Origin of the sequence: Paenibacillus sabinae T27, from assembly GCF_000612505.1 — a bacterium.
Taxonomy (GTDB): domain Bacteria; phylum Bacillota; class Bacilli; order Paenibacillales; family Paenibacillaceae; genus Paenibacillus_AQ; species Paenibacillus_AQ sabinae.
This window is the reverse complement of sequence record NZ_CP004078.1, coordinates 599,667-621,026: the sequence shown is the minus strand read 5'-3', so window position 1 is coordinate 621,026 and position 21,360 is coordinate 599,667. Positions and strand designations below refer to the sequence as shown.

Here is a 21,360-nt window from a genome sequence, read left to right as displayed (position 1 = left end):
CCGCACTTACGCGCTGCCCGTAAAAAAACTCCGATAAGCAAATCTGGTTAAGCTCTACCAGGGCAGTATGCTGCCGTACTATATATATGAGGCGGAACGGGCAGCTATACGGACAATAAATCAGGGGCCGAAGGGATGCGGATTTTTCGGATAAAATTGAAGGAAAAAACTTTACTCCCCCTCCTGTAACCGTTATACTAAAAGGCAGAGATGAATATGAAATGGAGTTTCAACAGATGAAACAAGGAGGCAAATTCATGCCAAGCAAGGATAATTTCAATTTGGCCCGCTCGCTCACGTCGGGCGGCACAACGTACCGCTACTATGATCTTCAAGCGCTTGAACAGCAGGGACTCGGCAATATCTCCTCCCTTCCTTTTTCCATTAAAGTGCTGCTTGAGGCGGCCGTCCGCCAATTCGACGGAAGAGCCATTACAGAAGAGCATGTCAAACAGCTTGCCGGCTGGGCGGGCGACATCGACCGCGGGAAGGAAATCCCCTTCATTCCGGCGCGGATCGTGCTGCAGGATTTCACCGGCGTACCGGTGGTTGTAGACCTAGCGGCCATGCGCGACACTGTAAAAAAAGCCGGCGGTGATCCGAAGCAGATCAATCCGCTCGTGCCGGTCGACCTCGTCATCGACCATTCGGTCATGGTTGACGCCTTCGGCACCAAGGACGCGCTGGAATACAATATGAACGTTGAATTCGAACGCAACGAGGAACGCTACCGGTTCCTGCGCTGGGCGCAGACGGCATTCAACAACTTCCGCGCCGTTCCTCCGGCAACCGGCATCGTGCACCAGGTCAACCTGGAGTATCTGGCTTCGGTTGCGGCCACGAAGACCGTGGACGGCGAAACGACCGTGTATCCGGATTCGCTGGTAGGCACCGACTCCCACACAACCATGATTAATGGTCTGGGCGTTGTAGGCTGGGGCGTCGGCGGCATTGAGGCGGAAGCCGGCATGCTGGGGCAGCCGCTCTATTTTGTGACCCCTGACGTAATCGGCTTCAAGCTGACAGGCAGTCTGGTGGAAGGCGCTACGGCAACCGATCTGGCACTGACCGTTACCCAAATGCTGCGCAAAAAAGGCGTGGTCGGCAAATTCGTCGAATTTTACGGCCCGGGCCTTGCCAATATCAGCCTGGCCGACCGGGCGACGGTCGCCAACATGGCGCCTGAATACGGCGCGACGATCGGCTTCTTCCCTGTGGACGACGAGACGCTGTTCTATCTTCGTAGCACAGGCCGTTCTGATGAGCAGGTCGAACTGGTGGAGACGTACTACAAAGCTCAAGGCATGTTCCGTACGGCGGAAACGCCGGACCCGGTATTCAGCGATACGATTGAACTGGATCTGGCCTCGGTTGTGCCAAGCTTGGCGGGACCGAAGCGTCCTCAGGACCGGATCGAGCTTACACATATGAAAGAGAATTTCGAAGGCATTATCCGCACTCCGATCGACAAAGGCGGTTACGGCCTGAGCGACGAGAAAATCGCGCAAAAGGTCGAGCTTCAGCATAAAGACGGCAGCAAAAGCGAGCTGTCCACCGGCGCAGTCGTCATCGCGGCAATCACAAGCTGTACGAACACCTCGAACCCAAGCGTTATGCTTGGCGCGGGTCTGCTTGCCAAGAAAGCCGTCGAGCGCGGCCTGACCAAACCGGGCTATGTCAAGAGCAGCCTGACGCCGGGTTCGCTCGTCGTGACGGATTACCTGGTGAAGGCAGATCTCCTGAAGCCGCTGGAAGAGCTCGGCTTCTACGTCGCCGGCTACGGCTGCGCCACCTGTATCGGCAACTCCGGACCGCTTCCGGATGAGGTGGCCCAGGCGGTTGCGGCGAACGATATGACCGTGGCTTCCGTCATTTCGGGTAACCGGAACTTCGAAGGACGCGTGCACGCCCAGGTCAAGGCGAACTATCTCGCTTCTCCGCCGCTGGTTGTGGCCTATGCGATCGCGGGTACGGTTAATATCGACCTGCAGAACGATCCACTCGGTTATGACTCGCTCGGAGAGCCGGTCTACCTGAAAGACATCTGGCCGACAAGCGCTGAAATCCGCGAAGCGATTCAGTTGTCGGTCAGCCCGGAAATGTTCCGCAGCAAATACGAGAACGTCTTTACGGCCAACGAGCGCTGGAATGCGATTCCCGTTCCGGAAGGCGAGCTCTACGAATGGGACGAGAAATCGACGTATATCCAGAACCCGCCGTTCTTCGAGCATCTGGCCGACGGACTCGGCGACATCGAGGATATCAACGGTGCGCGCGTACTCGCCCTGCTGGGCGATTCGGTAACGACCGACCATATCTCGCCTGCCGGTAATATTACAACGTCCGGCCCTGCGGGCAAATACCTCAGCGAGCACGGCGTTGAGCGCAAGGACTTCAACTCCTACGGCTCCCGCCGAGGCAACCATGAAGTCATGATGCGCGGAACGTTCGCCAACATCCGTATCCGCAACGCGGTTGCTCCGGGAACGGAAGGCGGCGTCACCACCTACCTGCCGACCAACGAAGTGATGCCGATCTATGACGCTTCCATGCGCTATCAGGCTGACGGACAGAACCTCGTCGTTATCGCGGGCAAGGAATACGGCACGGGCAGCTCGCGCGACTGGGCGGCCAAAGGCACGTTCCTGCTGGGCGTCAAAGCCGTCATCGCCGAGAGCTTCGAGCGGATTCACCGCAGCAACCTTGTCGGCATGGGCGTGCTGCCGCTGCAGTTCCAGGAAGGCCACGGCTGGAGCAATCTGGGGCTGACGGGCCGCGAGACCTTCGATATTAACGGCCTCAGCAATGACGTACAGCCTGGACAAGAGCTGACGGTTACCGCCACCCGCGAAGACGGCACGAAGTTCGACTTCCCGGTCATCGCGCGGCTGGACAGCATGGTCGACGTCGATTACTACCGTAACGGCGGCATCCTGCAAACGGTGCTGCGCCAAATGCTGGCGGACGCGTCTCCTACTGCCGCTAAAGCGGAGTAAGATAAGGAACGGCGCGGGCATATCCCGTGAGGCCATTTCGGGCATGACCCGCCTAACCTGCTAAATAAAATGAAACGAACCCGTCCTTCCACCGATTATGGAGTGGAAGTCGGGTTCGTTTTTTTTTGAAAATATAAGAATTTATAAGCTGAGCGCTTATCATTTTGTCTTATATTTCTACGAGAAACGTACTTGCGTCTTGAAAGACGCCGTCAGGCGTTTCTTCTTGGTAACGGAGCTTCAAATCACCCAATCCCAGGTGAATTCCTGCGGGAATTCTTGCGGCGCCTGGCCTTTGATGATCAGTTCCGGGTTCCTTACAGTCACTTTCGCGCCGGCAGGCACGGACTTGAAGATGGAGACATTGCTGCCGATCACGACCCCTTTGCCGATAACGGTATCCCCGCCCAGAATGGATGCGCCGGAATACACTGTCACATCATCCTCAAGCGTCGGATGGCGCTTTTTCCCATACATCGAATGACCCTCCCGGAGCGATAAGGCTCCCAGCGTCACCCCGTGGTAAATCTTCACCCGATTCCCGATCTCCGTCGTTTCTCCAATCACCACCCCGGTACCATGGTCGATAAAGAAGGAACTGCCAATCTTCGCCCCGGGATGGATATCAATACCTGTGACGCTGTGCGCATATTCGGTCATAATCCGAGGAATAAGCGGGACAGACAGCAGTTCCAGTTCATGGGCCATACGGTAGATCCCCACCGCGAATAAGCCGGGATAGGAGAAAATGATCTCGCTCAAATCATTGGCCGCCGGATCTCCGTCGAAAGCGATTTGGGCATCGGTGGCCAGCACGCTCCGAATCCGCGGAATTTCCGCCAAAAATTGATGGATGATTTCCTCCGCCTCCGGTATTACCTCTTGGGAGGAATGGGAATTCTGGCCCCTCCGGTACAGCAAAGAACGGCCAATCTGGTCGGACAGCTTCTCCTGAATCTGTATGAGAACAGAGCCAATATGATACTCCATCGTCTCATCATTCAAGTCCTGCTTGCCGAAATAACCGGGGAACAGCAGTTCCCAAACCAAATGTATGCTCTCAATTACCAGCTTACGGCTCGGAAGCAGCGAATAATCCAGTAAAGGATTAATCGGTTGTTCCCGATAGCTGGCCGCAATCTCCGCAACGAGACGGTTCATTCGGTTGTCATTAATGCTGCTCAAGACTCAACCTCCTTTCCCCCTGCTTCAATGGCATCGTCCGGCGCCGGAGATAACAGGGGATTGACTGCGGATACCGCAGCCGTTTCAGTACGCTTCAGCTATGCTTCAGCTTCAACAGCACAGACGTCAAGGCGTCAATTTCCCCGCAGGTGTTATAGAGTGCCAGCGACGGTCTTACCGCGCTCTCAAGCCCGAATCTGCGGAGAATCGGCTGAGCGCAATGGTGGCCGGAACGAACGGCGATCCCTTCATTGCTAAGGGCCTTGCCGACTTCCTCCGTCGTATACCCTGAGAGAACGAAGGACAGCACGCCCGCTTTTTCCTTTGCCGTGCCGATGAGCCGCAGGCCAGGGACGCGGGAAAGCGATTCTATGCCGTATTCGAGCAGAAAATGTTCATATCGGTTAATCACATCCAGGCCGATTGAGGAAACGTAGTCCAGCGCCGCGCCAAGTCCGACCGCATCCGCAATATTACCGGTTCCCGCTTCAAAACGGGCCGGAGCCGGGTGAACAATGGTCTTCTCAAACGTTACATCCACGATCATATTGCCTCCGCCCTGGTAGGGACGCATGGCTTCTAGCGCTTCGGGTTTGCCGTAAAGAACGCCGATTCCCGTAGGACCAAATACTTTATGACCCGAGAACACGTAAAAATCGGCATCCAGCGACTGCACGTCCACTTTCAAGTGGGAGACGGCCTGCGCGCCGTCAACCAGCACTTTGGCGCCGTAACGGTGGGCCAGGCTGACCATCTCCGCTACAGGAGTAACCGTACCAAGCGCGTTGGATACATGCGTCAGGGAGACGAACTTCGTCCGGGAGCTCAGCAGCTTCGCATATTCGTCCAGCAGGATTTGTCCGCTCTCATCGACAGGCGCGACACGGAGCTTCGCCCCGGTCTCCTCGCAGACCAGCTGCCAGGGCACGATGTTGGCATGATGCTCCAGCCACGTGATGAGAATTTCATCATCTTTCTGCAAATGATGTCTGGCATAGCTGCTTGCGACCAAATTGATTGCCTCAGTCGCTCCCCGGACGAACACGATTTCCTTCTCCGAAGGGGCATTCAGAAACCGGGCCGCCTTCTCGCGGGCGCCCTCGTAAGCATCCGTGGAGCGCGCCGCCAGCTCATGAGCCGCGCGGTGCACATTGGAATTCTCATGCTCATAATAGTACTTGATCCGTTCAATAACCTGCCGGGGCTTATGGGTCGTCGCGGCATTGTCCAGCCACACCAGATCTTTACCGTTCACCTTCTCCGCCAGAATCGGAAAATCCTTTCGCACCGCGTTTACATCAAACGCCCCGAAAGATAGCGAAGGAGCCGAAACGGCGGATGCAGCTTGGCTGCCTGACAAGAACTCAACCGACGGTGCATAGCTGCCCGGCAAAGAGCTTGTCCCTAGATTGTCCGATTCAAAAGCACCGGGAATCGCCCGCAGAAAGTCCGCCTCGGTCCATAATCCATGGTACGGTTGCGCCGCAGGGTAACCCCCCTGTACGGACGGTGTAAAGGTTGGAGGCGAAGGAACCGTATTCTGAACGTTTTGAACGGATGGTGCAAGCTCCGGAGCGGATGAAGCGGCCGCAGCCGCTTCCCCGGATGAAAATTCCGGAAAGTATGCACTCGCCAGCGCCGCCAGGACGGATGGGTCCGGAAGGGATGGATGATTGCTATTCGTAGTCATAGTAGTTACCTACATCCACATCTTCCAGCACGCCTACCGCGTCATCCGCAAGAATGGCAACGGAGCAGTACAAGGAAAGGAGATACGAGCCGATGCCCTGCTTGTCGATACCCGTAAACCGGACCGAAAGCCCGCGTGACTGCTCGCCCGGAAGACCGGTTTGATACAAGCCGAGAACGCCCTGCTTATTTTCTCCGGTGCGCACCAGCAGAATATTCGTTTTGCCCGCCTGGCCTTTCGGGTTCTTATGACCGTCGACGAACAGCTTGTCCGTAGGAATAATAGGGATGCCTCTCCAGGTCAGAAAATGCGAACCAAAGATCTGCACCGTTTGCGGCGGAACGCCGCGTCTTGTGCATTCCCGGCCGATGGCCGCGATGGCCCGCGGATGAGCCAGGAAATAGGAAGGCTCTTTCCACACCTTGGAGATTAACTCGTCCAGATCATCCGGCGTCGGCGCACCGTTACGTGTCTGGATGCGCTGGGAAGGCGCCGCATTTTTCAAAAGACCGTAATCATCGCTGTTGATGAGCTGGCTTTCCTGCCTTTCCTTGATGCTCTCAATGGCAAGCCGCAACTGTTCCTGAATCTGGTTGAAGGGGCTGCTGTATATGTCCGATACGCGGGTATTGACGTTGATAATCGTCGAAATGGAATTCAGCACGTATTCGCGCGGGCTTGTACTATAATCGACAAAGCCTTCGGTAATATTCGAGGTGTCGCCGGTACTGCACAATACATCAAGCGGCGTATCGCCTTCCTGTACCTTGTTCAGCCGGTAAATCCCCGTTTCAAGTCCCTTCCAGTCGAACAGCCTTGTGATCCAACGCGGTGTAAGGGAATCGAATTGCGGTGCAGATTTAGTAACATTTGCCAGTTGATAAGCTGCCGATGAACCGAGCGCCGGTACGGCCAGATTGCCATTGTCTTGTTCGGACATAGTAAAGCCCCCTTAAGATAATAATGAAAAATATATAATATGGCCCATATGCTCGCGTGCATAAGCGCATTGGTTCAGCAATGGGCCTACTATAATGAGTTTTATAAGTCAGATATGCATCAGTACTGCGCAATCCGGGGATCTATTTCCTGCGCCCATGCATTCATGCCGTCTTTCAAATTCAGCAGTCTGCCGTTATAGCCGGAATCCCGTAAAGTACGAATCGCCATCACGCTGCGCTGGCCGATTTTACATATGACGATCGTATCGCGTTCGGGATCGAGCTCCGCTTTGCGGCGAACGATCTGCCCGAAAGGAATGGCTTTCGTTCCCGGTAGCTTCCCTATCGCAAGCTCATGAGGCTCCCGGATGTCAAGGATTTGCACCTCTTCCCCGCCATCAAAGCGTCTTTTCAGCTCGATAGCCGTGATCTCCTCGATTGGCTCCTCTTCGGCAGGCTTCTTCAAACCGCAAAATTCTTCATAATCAATAGGGGATGTAATGGTAGGATGTGTTCCGCAAATGGGGCAGTTCGTGTCCTTGCTGAGCTTAAGCTCCCGAAACTTCATCTTCAGCGCATCGAACAGCAGCAGCCGATTGATTAGAGGTTCACCTTTGCCAAGGAGCAGCTTGATCGTTTCATTTGCCTGAATGCAGCCTATGATGCCGGGAAGAACGCCGAGTATGCCGCCCTCGGAGCAAGTGGGGACAAGTCCGGCTGGAGGCGGCTCCGGATACAGACAGCGGTAACAGGCTCCTTCCTGTGCATAGAACACGCTGACCTGTCCTTCGAACCGGAATACGGAGCCGTACACGTTCGGCTTGCCCAATAAAACGCAGGCGTCATTGACCAAATACCGCGTCGGGAAATTATCCGTTCCATCCACGACCACATCGTAATCCTTGATAATGTCGAGGGCGTTCTCACTGGACAGTCTCTGTTCGATGGCAATGACGTTTACTTTCGGATTAATGCTCTTGATCCGGTCCTTTGCAGACGCGATCTTCGGTCTGCCGATATCGCGCGTGCCGTGAATAATCTGGCGCTGCAAATTCGTCTCATCCACGAAGTCAAAATCGACAATGCCGAGCGTCCCGACGCCAGCGGCGGCCAAATACATGGCGATCGGCGCGCCCAGTCCCCCGGTTCCGATCAGCAGTACCCGGCTTTTCTTGAGGATGCGCTGCCCTTCCACGCCGACCTCCGGCAGAATAAGGTGCCGGCTGTACCGGGTAATTTCGTCTTTGGTCAGTTCGGGAAGCCCGCCAAGGTCCGGGCTCCCGATTCCTTCCGTTTCCGTCGGCGAGCCGCCGGCAATGGAAGGCACAAGCATTACGTCGTCTCCATCCGACAAGGCTGTCTGCAGGCCGTTCTTTTGCCGGATATCCTCTTCATTCACGTAGATATTCACATAGCTGCGCAGCTGGCCCTGATCGTTAAACAAATGCCGCCGAAGATCGACATATTGTTCGGTTAGTACAGCCAGCGCCTCTTCAACCGTGGCCGCCTCCAAACCGATTTCCGACAAACCGTCCGTAAAAGAGCGCAGGGCGGTAGGAATAAGCAAACTTACTGTCATACGGCTAATCCTCCCTATTAATGGTTTCAGAATAGAACGCGGAACGGTCACTGTTCAGCTCCCAGGAAGTCAATTCTCCCGCCCGCCCCCCCGCAACCGCGACAATCAGATAAGAGTAAGTCGGCCAGGCATGCTCCAAGTCGAACGCCGAGGGACGCGCAGGATGATCGGGATGCGAGTGATAGAAGCCGAGAACGTCCAGCTTATGCTTCCGGGCGTACAGCTCGCTTCTCATGATATCCTCCGAAGTGATGAGAAAGCGGTTATGCCTGGCCTGCTCTTCCCGCGAATTGGAAATCGGAAGCAGCTCGCTTACCACCTTCGTCTGATCCTCACCCAATTTGCCGAACACAATACCGCAGCATTCATGCGGGTAATCCTCCTCGGCGTGTTTATTGATTTGGTCGATATGCTCCCGCTTCAGATGGATCATGTTGCATCCCCCCTTATCCACAGGTCGTCGCTTAAATATCGAAGCCCGCTGTCGCATAAAATGGTAACGACGACTGATCCGGGAGGGACGGTAGCAGCCAGCTTCAGCGCGGCGTGCACATTGGCCCCGGAACTGATTCCCACCAGCAGCCCTTCTTCCCGCGCCAGCCTGCGCGTCATGGCGTACGCTTCCTCGGTTTCAACCTCGATCAGCCCGTCGGCTACCGACTGGTCGTAAATCCCCGGCTTAAGCGTCGTTGCCAGATGCTTCATTCCCTCCAATCCGTGCAGAGGCGAATCCGGCTGCATCGCAACGGTCTGGATCGCGGGATTAAGCTCCTTCAATCTTCTGGAGGTTCCGATAAAAGTTCCTGACGTACCCATGCCGGCGATAAAATGAGTAACCTTATGATCCGTCTGTTCCCAGATTTCCGGGGCGGTCGTCTCGTAGTGCGCTTTCCAGTTCGCATCATTATTGTATTGATCGGGATAAAAATACCGGTCGGCCTCAAGCTCCGCTATCCGCTTGGCTTCAAGCTGAGCGCCATCCGAGCTTTGCAGCGGGTCCGTCTCGATAATTTCCGCGCGGTAAGCCCGCAGAATCCGCTTGCGTTCGACATTCGCGTTACCTGGAAGACACAGGGTCACTTTGTATCCGAGAGCCGCACCGATCATTGCGTAAGCAATGCCGGTATTGCCGCTCGTCCCGTCGATGATGGATTTCTCCTTGGTCAACTGCCCTGACTGGATTCCCTGCAAAATCATGGCCTTCGCGGCGCGGTCCTTGACCGAACCGCTCGGATTAAGCTGCTCGGCCTTCACATACACGCTCACGTCGGTTCGCCCCAGATCCTTCGTCACATTCACAAGACGTATAAGCGGTGTATTGCCGATAGATTCAATAATCCCGTAATGGTTATTTGCCAATGTGAAGTCCCCTAACCTGCTGGCTTTTTCGCCAGTTTCTCCGCATCCATACCATGTCCAACTATTCCGAGCAATATTGTAGGAATAAGTTGATTTCATTATAGCAGTTCGACATTTTTCTGTCTAGCGGCTTCTTTGAAAAAAAAGACATTTTCTCCTTCGAATAGACAAGCTGCAGGCATACAAGAAGGCGCGGGACTCCCGTGTTCGGACCCGCGCCTTTTTTTTAAAAATAACATATATTATTAATGAACCGGATAAGCAGTAATTGAGGCTTTGCCCGAGTGGTATTCCAAAAAGTAGCCAATCCCCGCAGCCGCATTGTAACCGGCAAACTTGGACTCGCTGTTGCCCGGCCAGGCCTGATTCGTTACAATCTCCGACCCATTTGCCGAATACAAGGACCAGGTATGCTCCGCCAAATCCCCTACAAATAACTGATTGTTAATGAGCTCCGTTTGCCACCCCGAGTGATCGCCCTTGTCGGCAAAAACTCCTTCCAGCACCTTGCTCTTGATCCCCTTATCCGCATTAATGATTTGGTAGTAAGGCTGGATTTCAGTAGATTTGGGACGAAGGACATTTGGCGGAAATGGCTGGTACACCGATTCATACACATTGGAGGTAAACAACAACGCATTTCCCCCCCCGATTTCAAGGTTGAAATTCGTGTTAAAGTCCTTGAAAAGAGCCTCTTTCTTCGTATATAGATTCACTGCTTTCGCAAAATAAACCTGGTTCATAATGCCCGATGCCATATACTTTATTGCCAAGTAAGGATAGCCCTGAAAATCCCAATCCAGCACACTAACAGACTCCCAACCGTTGTCCACGACCTTGGCGTCATAGCTGACACTCGGCTTCTTCCAAGGATATTGGTATAGATTAAAATCGTTTAATCTTTGAAGCATAATTCTTTCATTTGCTTTTCCGGCAGGGGCTACCCATTTGATCTTATCCCCATCCTTAAGGTTTAGCGGGATGGTTGTTTTAGAGAGAATGGCTCCCTTATAAGAAAACACGGTTTTCGAGATCGTATTCCGGTTTGTTTTCTTCAGCAGCACAATCTTCTCAGGCTGTTTCACCACCTCCACGTCAAGCACGGGAGAAGCGTCGTCTGAAAGACTCGTAAATTTATTTGCTTGTAAATCGGCTAACAGCACTTTCCCAGCTGTACGGTCAACCAGAACGGCCGCATGATCACCGGCTGAAAGGATATCCGTGGAACCAAGGCTTGGGGGCAAGCTCTCGTCGGCGTATGCGTAGTTAGAAAATAGAACCGTTACTAAAACGATGGAGCACCAATAAGCTAACCTTTTCATCATAACCTCCCTATCATCATCCACATGCAATTCAAATTGTATTCCAATTTATGTATAATTCCCATGCCGCAAATGTACTATATCGCACTGCACATCTATGAAAATATAGCCGCCGAGCGCATGTCCGGATTAAAAAAAACGGCGGCAGTTCAGGACCCCGCATTCACGTCCATTACTGCCACCGGTTTTTATATTAGATGAGTCAGGGCACCATAAGCCCCATTTCCGCCGCCGCTTCCTTCAGCACGCCCGCATATTCGACCAGCGTCTCGCGGGCAAGCCTGTTGACCGGCCCGGACAGCGACAAGGCGGCGGCGATTTCGCCGCTCCGCCCGATAACGGGTACGGCCACGGCGGCCGCTCCTGGCTCGCGCTCCTCAAAGCTGGTCGCATAGCCGGCATGCAGCACTTCTTTCAATTGGTCCGCGTAACGCTTGCGGTCAATAGCCGGGGGCCAGTCCTCGCCTTCAAGCAGCTCCTGTTGGACTTCCGGCGGAGCGTAGGCGGCCAGCACCTTGCTGGATGCCCCCACGGTCAGCGGCAGCCTTGCGCCGATCTGCGCCACACGCCGGATCGCCTGATTGCTCTGCACCGCCTGGATGCGCACCCGCTCAAAGCCGTCACGCAAATATAAACTGACCGTCTCCCCAAGCCGGTCACGCAGGCGCTCCATTGCGGGCAGCAGCAGCGTTCCCGGGTTCTCCGAAACCGGCAGATGGGTCGAGAGCTCCCAAACCCGGATGCCGAGCCGGTATTTTTCCGTCGCCGGATTGCGGGTAATGAAGCCCCGGTCCTCAAGCGTCGTGAGCAGCCGGTGCACCGTGCTTTTGTGCAGGCTGATGCTCGCGGCAATTTCGGTCAGGCTCAGATCGCTGTCTCTAGTAAAACACAGCAGAATATCAAGCGCACGCTCCACGGCGCGCACCGTTAGCTTACGGTCGTCGTCCACGGATATCTCCCCTTCATGTTTCACTAAATGAAACACGGTTACAATATTTATAGTCATTTCTATCTTAGCAAAAGTCTGTGAAAAGTCCAGTATCTTCATCTCGAGGCAGGTCCTGCGACTCAGTTTACAGTTGCATTACAAATGAGGCACATTCATTGACTTTGCCTTAACAGAACCCTACGATTAAACACAGGAGTGCAAACGAATCCACTATTTTCGGAGCGAGTTTTGCTGAAGAATTCACTGCTGCCTGCACTCGCAAAACTTAGCCTATGCTTTCGAAGCGAGTTTTGCTGATGAATAACTGTAGCTTTTGCGCTCGCAAAACTTAGCTTATGCTTTCGAAGCGAGTTTTGCTGATGAATTAATTGCTGGCCTATGCGCTCGCAAAACTTTTAGGAGGGGACCTTATGGATCTTGCAACATCTCGCGCCGGCACGCCGGTCTCCCCAAGGCCGCTGGACCGTCCGTCCAATCAACAGCCGCAGCTGTCCCTGCGGATGATTCGCATAAAGCATGTGATTGTGGCGCTGCTGTTGTCCGTTTTCTTTTTTTTAACATTCTGTTTCATCTCGCTGCACGCTTATATTACCTGGGTGCTGTCCAATCCGACGGTCGCTCCGGTGTTCTCCAATCCGATGCTGGCCAAGGGACTGAAATATGAGGACGTAACCTTTCCGGCAAGCGACGGCAGCCGCAATATTCAGGGCTGGTACATTCCCGCCGACAAATCGGCCAAGACGATCGTATTCAGCCACGGCTATGGCGCCAACCGCGAGGAATCGTGGGTTCCGATGTACGATCTTGCCCATTTTGCGCACCGTCTGAATTTCAATGTCATTATGTTCGACTACGGCTTCGCTTCCCAAAGCAATAAAGATGTGGCAACAGGCGGCAAAAAAGAATCCCGCGAGCTGCTCGGCGCCATTCAGCTCGCGAAGCAGCGCGGAGCGAAGGAGATCGTCGTATGGGGATTCTCCATGGGCGCAGGCACCGCCTTGCAGGCAGGGCTCGTTACCAAGGATGTGGACGCGATGATTCTGGACAGCACCTTTCTGCTGGAGCCCGATACGCTGTATCACAACATCAGGCAAAATATCGATCTTCCGCGTCATCCTTCGCTTGAAATTATGGAGCTGCTCTTCCCTGTGCTGAACGGGACCGGACTGAATCAGATTCCATACGGCAAGGTTAAGGCGGAGGATTATCCTTTCCCGACTTTGTTCATGCATGGAACGTCGGATGAAAAAGCGCCTTATCCAATCGCCGAAGCGCTGGCCGCCCATCAGACCAATCGGTATTCCGATTCCTGGATTGTCAAAGACAGCCATCACGAGCTGCTGTTCCGTGAGCATCCCCGCGAATATCTGCGCCGGGTGTCCGCCTTCTTGAGCAATGTCCCGCTGGCCAAAGCCCAGAGGGAGAAGCAGCAGTAGAGCTAAGTCTCACATAGTACAACCCTCATCCTTCATACTCTATAGGGAAAAGACATATTACGGGAGGGCTGTACGTCATGCAGTATGTATATGGGCCACCGCCGGCGGTGCACGTATTGAATGAAATTGCATTCTGGAAAAATCAGGAGAAGGAGAACGCAGCACTGATCAAGCTCGCCGTTCCCGAACTGGAGGAGCCTTACGTCAAGCTGCTGGATGAATGGAACGCCGTTTTCGGCGCTACGGAGCATAGCGCCCGGAGCCTGCTGGAGGCGGCGCTTTCGCCTGCGGCGGCCGGGAGCGTGGATCCCGCCGAGATTAACAGACTGGCGGCGGTATCCGTCGAACAATCCCGCGAATTTATTCGCCACCTGCAAGCCTTGAAAGAACAGAGCCCGGACCTAAGGGCAGAGACGGCGGAGACCTTTCTGCCTCATGTTATCCGCGAGACGGAATATTTTCTCGGCGTCCTGGGCGGGCTCGGCCATCCCGTCAACCATTTCGGAGACTTACGGGATTATGCCGCCGATCTTCCGCCCGGGCCATTTGCCGTCGGCACGGCTGCACAGGACCCGGAGCTTGCTTCCGCCCACCGCGACCTGCCGTCCGTGCCGATCGGAGGGCATAAGCTCCCCCCTCTGCCGTATCCTTACAACGCCCTTGAGCCGTACATCGACGAGAAGACGATGCGGATTCATCACGACATCCATCATAAGAGCTATGTGGACGGCCTGAACAAGGCGGAGAAAAAGCTGGCGGACGCCCGAAAGAGCGGAGATTTCGATCTAGTCAAGCATTGGGAGCGGGAGCTTGCCTTCAACGGGGCCGGTCATTATCTGCATACGATATTCTGGGACGAAATGTCTCCGCAGGGCGGAGGGCGTCCGACCGGAGCTTTGCTTGCGGCCATCGAGCGGGACTTCGGAAGCTTTGACGCCTTCAAGAAGCAGTTCAGCGAAGCCGCCGAGAAGGTTGAAGGCGGGGGCTGGGCCATTCTCGTCTGGAGTCCGCGCAGCCGCAGACTCGAGATTCTGACGGCGGAGAAGCACCAGAACCTGTCCCAGTGGGATGTCATCCCGCTGCTCGCCCTCGATGTCTGGGAGCATGCCTACTACCTGAAGCATCAGAACAAGCGCGGCGATTATATTCAGGACTGGTGGAAAGTTGTAAACTGGCCTTATGTATCCGAAAGATATGCCGCGGCAAGCAAACTCGCCTGGAAGCCCTACTAATAAGAACCCCACAATCCCTAAAAAATAAACCGGCCCCCTGAAATCAACATGGGGCCGGTTCGCTGCATACGTCCGTTATTCTTTAATTAACGACAAAAATTCCGCCCGGGCTGCAGGGTTCTTACGGAAAGTCCCTCTGACAGCCGAAGTGACCGTCTTACTGCCCGGCTTCTTGACGCCCCGGGCGCACATGCACAGATGCTCGCCTTCGACGACGACCATGACCCCGTGCGGATGAAGCACTTCGGTCATGATATCGGCGATTTGCGAGGTAATGCGCTCCTGCACCTGCAGGCGGCGCGTCACGGCTTCCGTAAGCCGCGCCAGCTTGCTGAGTCCAGCGATGCGTCCGCTCGGAATGTACCCGATATGCACCTTGCCGAAGAAAGGCGCCATATGGTGTTCGCACTGGCTGTAATAGACGATATCCTTGACGATAACAAGCTCTTCATGGGACTCGTCAAAGGTAACGCCAAGCGCCTCTTTCGGATCAATGGAATAGCCGCCGAAAATCTCCTCGTACATCCGCGTTACCCGCGCCGGAGTCTCCAGCAGCCCTTCCCGTCCGGTATCTTCGCCGATCAGCTCCAATATTTTCTGAACATGGTACTCTATCTTCTCACGGTTAGCCGATACGGTTTCGTTCACATAATCTTTGATGCCGCCCATGAAACTTCCTCCATTCATGCCGTCCCGCTAACAACCTGAGAAGCGGGCCGGTTACTTGCTCTTTCTTTTTGGCCCTTTGCCACCGGCAGGACCGCGTCCCCCCATGTTCTGATTCTTCATCATTTGCTGGGCGCGCTGCATTTGCTTACTGTTCAAATTATATCCCATCTGCTTAGCGACCTTTTGCAGCATTTCCGGATCGTTCTGCATGCTGGTCATTTGCTTGCGCAGATAATATACACCAATGAAGAAGCCGCCAATCAGCCCCACGACCAGTGTAATAATCGGAAGAGCAATATCCATTTAAAAACCCACCTCTGAGTTGTATTGTGGCACGCCTAATTTAACGCGCGCGAATCTATCATAGCATTTCGGGAACTGGACAGCAATTGGAATATCCGCTCCTGTCCGGGCTCTTTATTTTCAAGCCTCCGCATGCCCTGCCAGCTTGCCCCGGGCTCGGTTCAGGCGCCGGACGACCTCGTCATCCCGCTCGCTCTCAAGCGCAAGCTCCACGGCCGCAAGCGCCGCTTCGCCGCCTATCACGCCAAGCGACCAGGCGGCCGCGCCGCGCAGCTCCGGACGCGGGTCCCCAATCAGCACTTCCGTCAGCTTCGGCACGGCGGAAGCATCCTTGAAGTTGCCGAGCGCGATGACGGCGTTGCGCTGGATCGGCTTTTTGCCCCTCCAGGCAGCGGCGCTGCTTCCGAACTTCTCCTTGAATTCCCGGTTGCTGAGGTCAAGGATCGGCAGAAGCAGCGGCTTCGCCTGCTCGGGATCGGGCAGAAGCCCGGGATGATGGTCCCAGTTCTTCCCCCGGTTGTGGGGGCAGACAATCTGGCACGTATCGCAGCCGTAGAGACGGTTGCCGATCTTGGACATATACGTTTCGTCCAGAAAGCCTTTCGTCTGGGTCAGATAAGAGACGCAGGCCTGAGCGTTCAGCTCTCCGGGTCCCACCAGCGCGCCCGTCGGACAGGCGTCAATGCATTTGGTGCAGGTGCCACAGCCTTCCGTCACAGGCGTATCAGGCGGGAATGGGATATCCGTGACCATTTCGCCTAAATAGATCCACGAGCCCCATTTCAGAGAAATGATCGAGCAATTTTTGCCGCTGAAGCCGATTCCCGCCCGCTGAGCGACCGCCCGGTCGACCAGAACGCCGGTATCCACCATGCTCTCCAGCACCGCGTCCGGCACCCGCTGCCGGATAAAGGCTTCCAGTCGCTCCAGCGCCTCGCGCAGCACGAGATGATAGTCGCGGCCCCAGGCCGATCTCGCCAGAATACCCCTGCGTTCGCCCGGCTCGGACTTTGGGGGCTTGTCCATTTTGGACGGGTAGGCAACCGCAATGGCAATAATGGACTTCGGCTGCCCTTCCCTCAGGGCCGGAATCGTCCGCTTGTCCAGATCCGGCTCCTCAAAGCCCGAATCATAGCCCTTGTCCCGGTGCTCCTGCAGCAGATCCTTCAAAAAAAGAAACGGCTCCGCCGTCGCAAATCCAATTTCGTCAATGCCCAGCGACGGCGCCGCCTCCTTCATTTCCTTCTTTAATTCTTCCCACCTTGAGGACGGGGGCGAATAAGATGCAGATTTCATGTTGTTCAACCTTCCGCCTCCTTTGCTATTGGTATTGCCAAGACTCCATTATAGCGCATTTACTTTTGGCAGCGGCCACCAGATAAAGGCGGCTCTGCCAACGATCATCTTCAAGGGAACGGCCCCGAAAAAGCGGCTGTCCTTGCTGGCGCCGGCATGGCGATTGTCGCCCATAACGAAATAAAATCCCCTGCCGACGGGAACCGGCGCAAAATCCGCATCTTCGATAGCCGTATCCACGTACGGCTCGGTGGCAGGCTTGCCGTTGACGTACAGCTTGTGCTCCCGCACTTCCACAATATCGCCGGGGATGCCGACGACCCGCTTGACCAGATATTCCTTCCGGTCCGGCCCGTTGCTCGGATCATGCAGCACGACAATATCGCCGCGTCTTGGGTCCCTGAACGCAAGCGTTATTTTATTGATAAACAGCCGTTCGCCTTCATATAGTGTCGGCTGCATTGAATGGCCTTTAACCATGGAGATATTGAACACGAACAGATTCAGCATCGATATGACCGAGAATACGACAACCGCCATAATGAACCAGTCTTTGAATTCCGCGATCCATTTTCTTCTCCGGAAGGAACGGTATTTCTTCAGTCTGGAAGTCCGGTCGCTTCGTTTGCGGTAAGGCAAGCCTCCCTCTTCCAATTTCCGCTCCATAATCCACCCCTGATCCGGTATATGAATGACTCCTAACTCCTAACAATAGAAAAGCATATCTCCCGCACGTTTGCAACGTTCAGGATGATATGCCAAGTAAGGAAAGGAGCCGACTTCCGGCTCCATATGATGCTGGTGTAGTCTGGTTAATGTTTCCGCTTTCGCAGGTGCAGATCGACCTACTCTTTATTGTCCAACGATGCTCAGCTTACGCACCGATTTAAAGATATGGTTCTCGCCATAACCCATCGCTTCGTACAGCGGGAGGGCGGCCGCATTATGCTCATCGCCGACAACGTAAATACCGTTGACCTTGCGCGCTTGAAATCTGCTCTCCATAGCCGAAACAAGACGTCTGCCGATTCCTCTGCGGCGATAATCGGGATGGATGGCAATACGGAAATAACAACCATAATTTTTCTCAATCGTGCCAATAAGCGCTCCGACAATCTCCCCTTCTTCTTCCGCAACAACAATGAGATCCGAATCCCAAGAAAGCTGTCTGGAGAAGGGTTCCAAGGTGTTCTCGTAACATTCTTCGGATAAAGCGGCTTGCAACAGTTCAGTCACTAGACTTACGTCGCTTAATTGAAAGGAACGAACGTGCATTCTTTACAGTCTCCCTTTTCTTTGGCTTTGGATTTTACAAAAAGAAGGAGTTCCCTTTATAATCCGGAGGGCGAAAAAAGCATCAATTAACGAGGAATACCTGCTTTTGTCTCTATTAAATCACATAATTCGGGCGATATCATTACTTTTCTAGCGAAAGCGCTTAATATAAAGCGCATACATCACGCTGTATGCAAATTGTTCATCATTTAGGAAATATTTAGGGTGTAAGTTTCTTATATCAGGAAATATTAACAGAGTTAACACCAAGTTTACACAAATTATGGCGGGCATGAGTCGGTGGATGCAGGGTATTTCACTTAATAAACATTTTTGTTTGTTTAGTGTTGCATTCTCGATTCAGATACGGTTTAATATGATGTATACAAATTCCATTTGAAATCAGGAGGGATTTTTCCATGGCTTTTGAATTACCGGCACTTCCATATCCAAATGACGCACTCGAACCGCACATCGACGCAACGACGATGGAGATTCACCACGACAGACACCACAATACGTATGTGACCAACCTCAATGCCGCACTGGAAAAGGCACCCGAACTGCAAGGAAAAGGCCTTGAAGAGCTCATTTCCAATCTGGACGCGGTACCGGAAGCAATCCGCACTGCAGTTCGCAACAACGGCGGCGGGCATGCCAACCACTCCTTGTTCTGGGAAACGATCGGACCAAACGGCGGCGGCGCACCGACAGGCGCACTGGCTGAAGCCATCGACAGCGAACTGGGCGGCTTTGAGAAATTCAAGGAAGACTTCGCTGTTGCGGCAACGACCCGCTTCGGCAGCGGCTGGGCCTGGCTCTCGATCAAGGACGGCAAACTGGCTGTATCGAGCACGCCTAACCAAGACAGCCCTATTATGGAAGGCGCGACTCCTCTGCTCGGACTGGACGTATGGGAGCACGCCTACTACCTGAAATACCAAAACAAACGCCCCGACTACATCAAAGCGTTCTGGAACGTTGTGAACTGGGATGCCGTCGGCAAACTCTACGAAAGCGCGAAGTAAACCGGCTGCGGCTTAGCCGCAGTTCGTGTGACGGCAGCAGCAAGTTGCCATTGCGCAGTTAAGGCAGCAGCAAGTTGCTATTACGCAGTTAACATTTAAAAAGGGATTGCCCTGCGCGGGGCAATCCCTTTTTTACGTTTACTTCGCACCTTTATTTTTACGTTTACTTCGCACCTTTATTCTACCGAAGCGGCACTTATGCACCGCGGACCGTGCCGTTAGCCACCTCGCTAAAGCCGCCCTGCAAAGACGGCCATTCCGCGGGGGCGGCAGGCCTATCCACTGAACTCAGCGCTATCCCTTTGATCGAAATAAGCGTTAAGCAGCTTAAGGAAGACGTTCGGAAAAGCGTATTTCGCCATGTCCTCGCGCCCGATCCAGCGGATTTCCGCCCGATCCCCGTCATGTCCGGCTTCGTCGGCGAACAGCTCGGGCTCCTTAGTGGACGCGCCCGGAGATAGCGCCGTCGCCCCTTCGGCCGTACCCTGCACGGCGTACGGCCCGCGCGCTTCCGCAGCCACCGGCAGCGGAAGCGGCTCCTCCCTGCAGCGGTACACCTGCAGGGTCCAATGGATATGGCTGAACGTATGCTCGGCAGCCATAAAATGCTCCTCCGGCCGGGCGGAGATCCCGGCCTCGCTCAGGGACCGGCGCAGCCGGTCCATCGCGGCCGCGTCCCCCGGCCGCGCAGTTCCGGCGCCGAGAGCCTCCGGCGCCGGCCAGTGCGGCAGCTCCCACATGCGGGCCAGAAGCCCGCTGGACGGCCGCTGCCGCACAAGCACCCGGCCCGCGCGCTCGCCGCGGCCCTCCACCAGGGCCGCAAGCCGCGTTTCCGGGCGCGGCGGCTTGGCCTTGGTCTTGACGGGCAGCTCCGTCTCGCGGCCCGCAAACCGCCCAGCGCAGCGCTCCATCACCGGGCAGACGAGGCAGCGCGGCGATTTCGGGGTGCAGACAAGCGCTCCGTGCTCCATCAGCGCCTGATTGAAATGGGACGCCTCGCCAGCGGGAATAAGCTCCTTCGCCAAGCCTTCCATTTTCACACGGGTCTTGGCCTTGGCAATATCGTCTTCAAGCAGAAAGAAGCGGGAGAGCACCCGCATCACATTCCCGTCCACTGCCGGCTCCGGCCGGTTAAAGGCGATGCTGAGAATCGCACCGGCCGTGTAGGGGCCTACCCCTTTAAGGCCAAACACCGCCTCGCGGTCGTCCGGCACCTTTCCTCCGTAAGTCTCCTTCACCTGTCTTGCGGCATGCTGCAGATTGCGGGCTCTGGAGTAATAACCGAGTCCTTCCCAGCATTTCAGCACCTCTTCCTCCGGCGCTTCGGCCAAAGACTCGATCGTCGGGAAACGCCCGATAAAGCGGTTGAAATACGGGATGACCGTATCCACCCGGGTCTGCTGCAGCATAATTTCCGATACCCAGATATGATACGGATCGCGGGAGCGCCGCCACGGTAAGTCCCGCTTCTGCTCGTGGTACCACTCAAGCAAATGACGGCTGAAGAATTCCATATCCTGACGCCGCTCCATGTCCTGCCGTTCTTCTTGTGCCATGCTCACGCTCCTTGATGTCAAATTCTTTTGGCAAAATACTGCGCCGTTCAATCTCTCGTCCGCTGTTCAACGACGGCGAAGGCCGACGCCAGACCGCGGGTATGCGTAATGGTAAGATGGATGGCGTACGGATGTCCTCCCGGCAGATTCAGCCGCGTCCAGGCTTCTTCCGAAAGGACAGCCTCCGGTCTTCCGCTCTCCCCGGGGAGGACTTCGATATCCGCAAATCCGACCGCAGCGCCGATACCGCTCCCGAGTGCCTTGGCGACGGCTTCCTTGGCGGCAAACCGTCCGGCGGCGAATTCGGCCGTAAGGCCGCCCCGGCTTCCGGCCAGGCGAAGCTCGCCTTCGGTCAGAATGCGGCGCGCGAACCTGCCGCCGAGCCGCCCTTTCAGCAGAACGGCAATTCGTTCGATTTCCAGCACATCGTGCCCGATTCCATAGATCAAGGGTACACGCTCCTCAAATCTTCTTTTTCCGTAAATTCATATGGGGAATGGTATAATAGTATAGTGTTGAGGCAGGCTTTCTGCTATCTTAAAAG

At 54.9% G+C, this 21,360-nt stretch carries 18 protein-coding genes and 1 pseudogene; 4 read left to right on the top strand and 15 right to left on the bottom strand.

Going from position 1 to position 21,360, the window contains the following annotated elements; all coding sequences use genetic code 11:
• Positions 1 to 257 precede the first annotated feature (257 nt).
• Positions 258 to 2,996 (top strand): aconitate hydratase AcnA, encoded by a 2,739-nt coding sequence (gene acnA, locus PSAB_RS02900; RefSeq protein WP_025333096.1) that lies wholly within the window; start codon positions 258 to 260, stop codon positions 2,994 to 2,996.
• A gap of 240 nt (positions 2,997 to 3,236) precedes the next feature.
• Here acnA and PSAB_RS02895 read toward each other — a convergent pair whose 3' ends face one another.
• From PSAB_RS02895 to PSAB_RS02860, 8 genes are all read right to left on the bottom strand, one after another.
• Positions 3,237 to 4,181 (bottom strand): serine O-acetyltransferase, encoded by a 945-nt coding sequence (locus tag PSAB_RS02895; protein ID WP_025333095.1) that lies wholly within the window; start codon positions 4,179 to 4,181, stop codon positions 3,237 to 3,239.
• Between the two features lie 94 nt (positions 4,182 to 4,275).
• Positions 4,276 to 5,871 (bottom strand): family 2A encapsulin nanocompartment cargo protein cysteine desulfurase, encoded by a 1,596-nt coding sequence (locus PSAB_RS02890; RefSeq protein ID WP_025333094.1) that lies wholly within the window; start codon positions 5,869 to 5,871, stop codon positions 4,276 to 4,278.
• Complete coding sequence (locus PSAB_RS02885) at positions 5,858 to 6,811, bottom strand: family 2A encapsulin nanocompartment shell protein (protein ID WP_025333093.1); 954 nt, start codon at positions 6,809 to 6,811, stop codon at positions 5,858 to 5,860. The genes PSAB_RS02890 and PSAB_RS02885 overlap by 14 nt, the downstream gene beginning before the upstream one ends.
• A 119-nt stretch (positions 6,812 to 6,930) precedes the next feature.
• The gene (gene moeB / locus PSAB_RS02880; RefSeq protein ID WP_025333092.1) at positions 6,931 to 8,391 is read right to left on the bottom strand and encodes a molybdopterin-synthase adenylyltransferase MoeB; all 1,461 of its coding nucleotides are present in this window, start codon (positions 8,389 to 8,391) and stop codon (positions 6,931 to 6,933) included.
• 4 nt (positions 8,392 to 8,395) lie between these two features.
• Positions 8,396 to 8,824 carry a M67 family metallopeptidase gene (locus tag PSAB_RS02875; RefSeq protein ID WP_025333091.1) on the bottom strand — a complete coding sequence of 143 codons (429 nt, stop codon included), beginning with the start codon at positions 8,822 to 8,824 and terminating at the stop codon, positions 8,396 to 8,398.
• Positions 8,821 to 9,750, bottom strand: a complete 930-nt coding sequence (locus tag PSAB_RS02870; RefSeq protein WP_038595499.1) for a PLP-dependent cysteine synthase family protein — start codon at positions 9,748 to 9,750, stop codon at positions 8,821 to 8,823. Before PSAB_RS02870 ends, PSAB_RS02875 begins: the two co-directional genes overlap by 4 nt.
• Positions 9,751 to 9,995: 245 nt before the next feature.
• Complete coding sequence (locus PSAB_RS02865) at positions 9,996 to 11,102, bottom strand: hypothetical protein (RefSeq protein ID WP_144240464.1); 1,107 nt, start codon at positions 11,100 to 11,102, stop codon at positions 9,996 to 9,998.
• Between the two features lie 172 nt (positions 11,103 to 11,274).
• Positions 11,275 to 12,021, bottom strand: coding sequence for an IclR family transcriptional regulator (locus tag PSAB_RS02860; protein WP_025333088.1), 747 nt, complete (start codon positions 12,019 to 12,021; stop codon positions 11,275 to 11,277).
• Positions 12,022 to 12,431: 410 nt separating this feature from the next.
• Between PSAB_RS02860 and PSAB_RS02855 the strand changes: the two genes are divergently transcribed.
• Both PSAB_RS02855 and PSAB_RS02850 read left to right on the top strand, forming a co-directional pair.
• On the top strand, positions 12,432 to 13,457 hold the full coding sequence (locus PSAB_RS02855; protein ID WP_025333087.1) for an alpha/beta hydrolase: 1,026 nt from the start codon (positions 12,432 to 12,434) through the stop codon (positions 13,455 to 13,457).
• A gap of 77 nt (positions 13,458 to 13,534) precedes the next feature.
• The gene (locus PSAB_RS02850; RefSeq protein ID WP_025333086.1) at positions 13,535 to 14,689 is read left to right on the top strand and encodes a Fe-Mn family superoxide dismutase; all 1,155 of its coding nucleotides are present in this window, start codon (positions 13,535 to 13,537) and stop codon (positions 14,687 to 14,689) included.
• A gap of 75 nt (positions 14,690 to 14,764) precedes the next feature.
• Here the strand turns inward: PSAB_RS02850 and folE are convergent, their stop codons facing one another.
• From folE to PSAB_RS02825, 5 genes and pseudogenes are all read right to left on the bottom strand, one after another.
• Positions 14,765 to 15,358 (bottom strand): GTP cyclohydrolase I FolE, encoded by a 594-nt coding sequence (gene folE / locus PSAB_RS02845; RefSeq protein ID WP_025333085.1) that lies wholly within the window; start codon positions 15,356 to 15,358, stop codon positions 14,765 to 14,767.
• A gap of 51 nt (positions 15,359 to 15,409) precedes the next feature.
• Positions 15,410 to 15,661, bottom strand: coding sequence for a YneF family protein (locus PSAB_RS02840; protein WP_025333084.1), 252 nt, complete (start codon positions 15,659 to 15,661; stop codon positions 15,410 to 15,412).
• Positions 15,662 to 15,879: 218 nt separating this feature from the next.
• Positions 15,880 to 16,957, bottom strand: a pseudogene (gene queG, locus PSAB_RS02835) (tRNA epoxyqueuosine(34) reductase QueG); the annotation flags it as partial.
• A gap of 48 nt (positions 16,958 to 17,005) precedes the next feature.
• Entirely contained in the window at positions 17,006 to 17,623 is a 618-nt protein-coding gene (lepB, locus tag PSAB_RS02830; RefSeq protein ID WP_025333082.1) for a signal peptidase I, read from the bottom strand.
• 186 nt (positions 17,624 to 17,809) lie between these two features.
• Positions 17,810 to 18,232 carry a GNAT family N-acetyltransferase gene (locus PSAB_RS02825; RefSeq protein ID WP_025333081.1) on the bottom strand — a complete coding sequence of 141 codons (423 nt, stop codon included), beginning with the start codon at positions 18,230 to 18,232 and terminating at the stop codon, positions 17,810 to 17,812.
• Positions 18,233 to 18,651: 419 nt separating this feature from the next.
• Here PSAB_RS02825 and PSAB_RS02820 point away from each other — a divergent pair, with 419 nt between their 5' ends.
• Positions 18,652 to 19,260 (top strand): superoxide dismutase, encoded by a 609-nt coding sequence (locus tag PSAB_RS02820; RefSeq protein WP_025333080.1) that lies wholly within the window; start codon positions 18,652 to 18,654, stop codon positions 19,258 to 19,260.
• 275 nt (positions 19,261 to 19,535) lie between these two features.
• Here the strand turns inward: PSAB_RS02820 and mutY are convergent, their stop codons facing one another.
• Complete coding sequence (mutY, locus tag PSAB_RS02815; RefSeq protein WP_144240463.1) at positions 19,536 to 20,816, bottom strand: A/G-specific adenine glycosylase; 1,281 nt, start codon at positions 20,814 to 20,816, stop codon at positions 19,536 to 19,538.
• A 47-nt stretch (positions 20,817 to 20,863) separates the two neighbouring features.
• Positions 20,864 to 21,265: a holo-ACP synthase gene (gene acpS, locus PSAB_RS02810; RefSeq protein WP_025333078.1), complete on the bottom strand. Its 402-nt coding sequence runs from the start codon at positions 21,263 to 21,265 to the stop codon at positions 20,864 to 20,866.
• Positions 21,266 to 21,360: the final 95 nt, after the last annotated feature.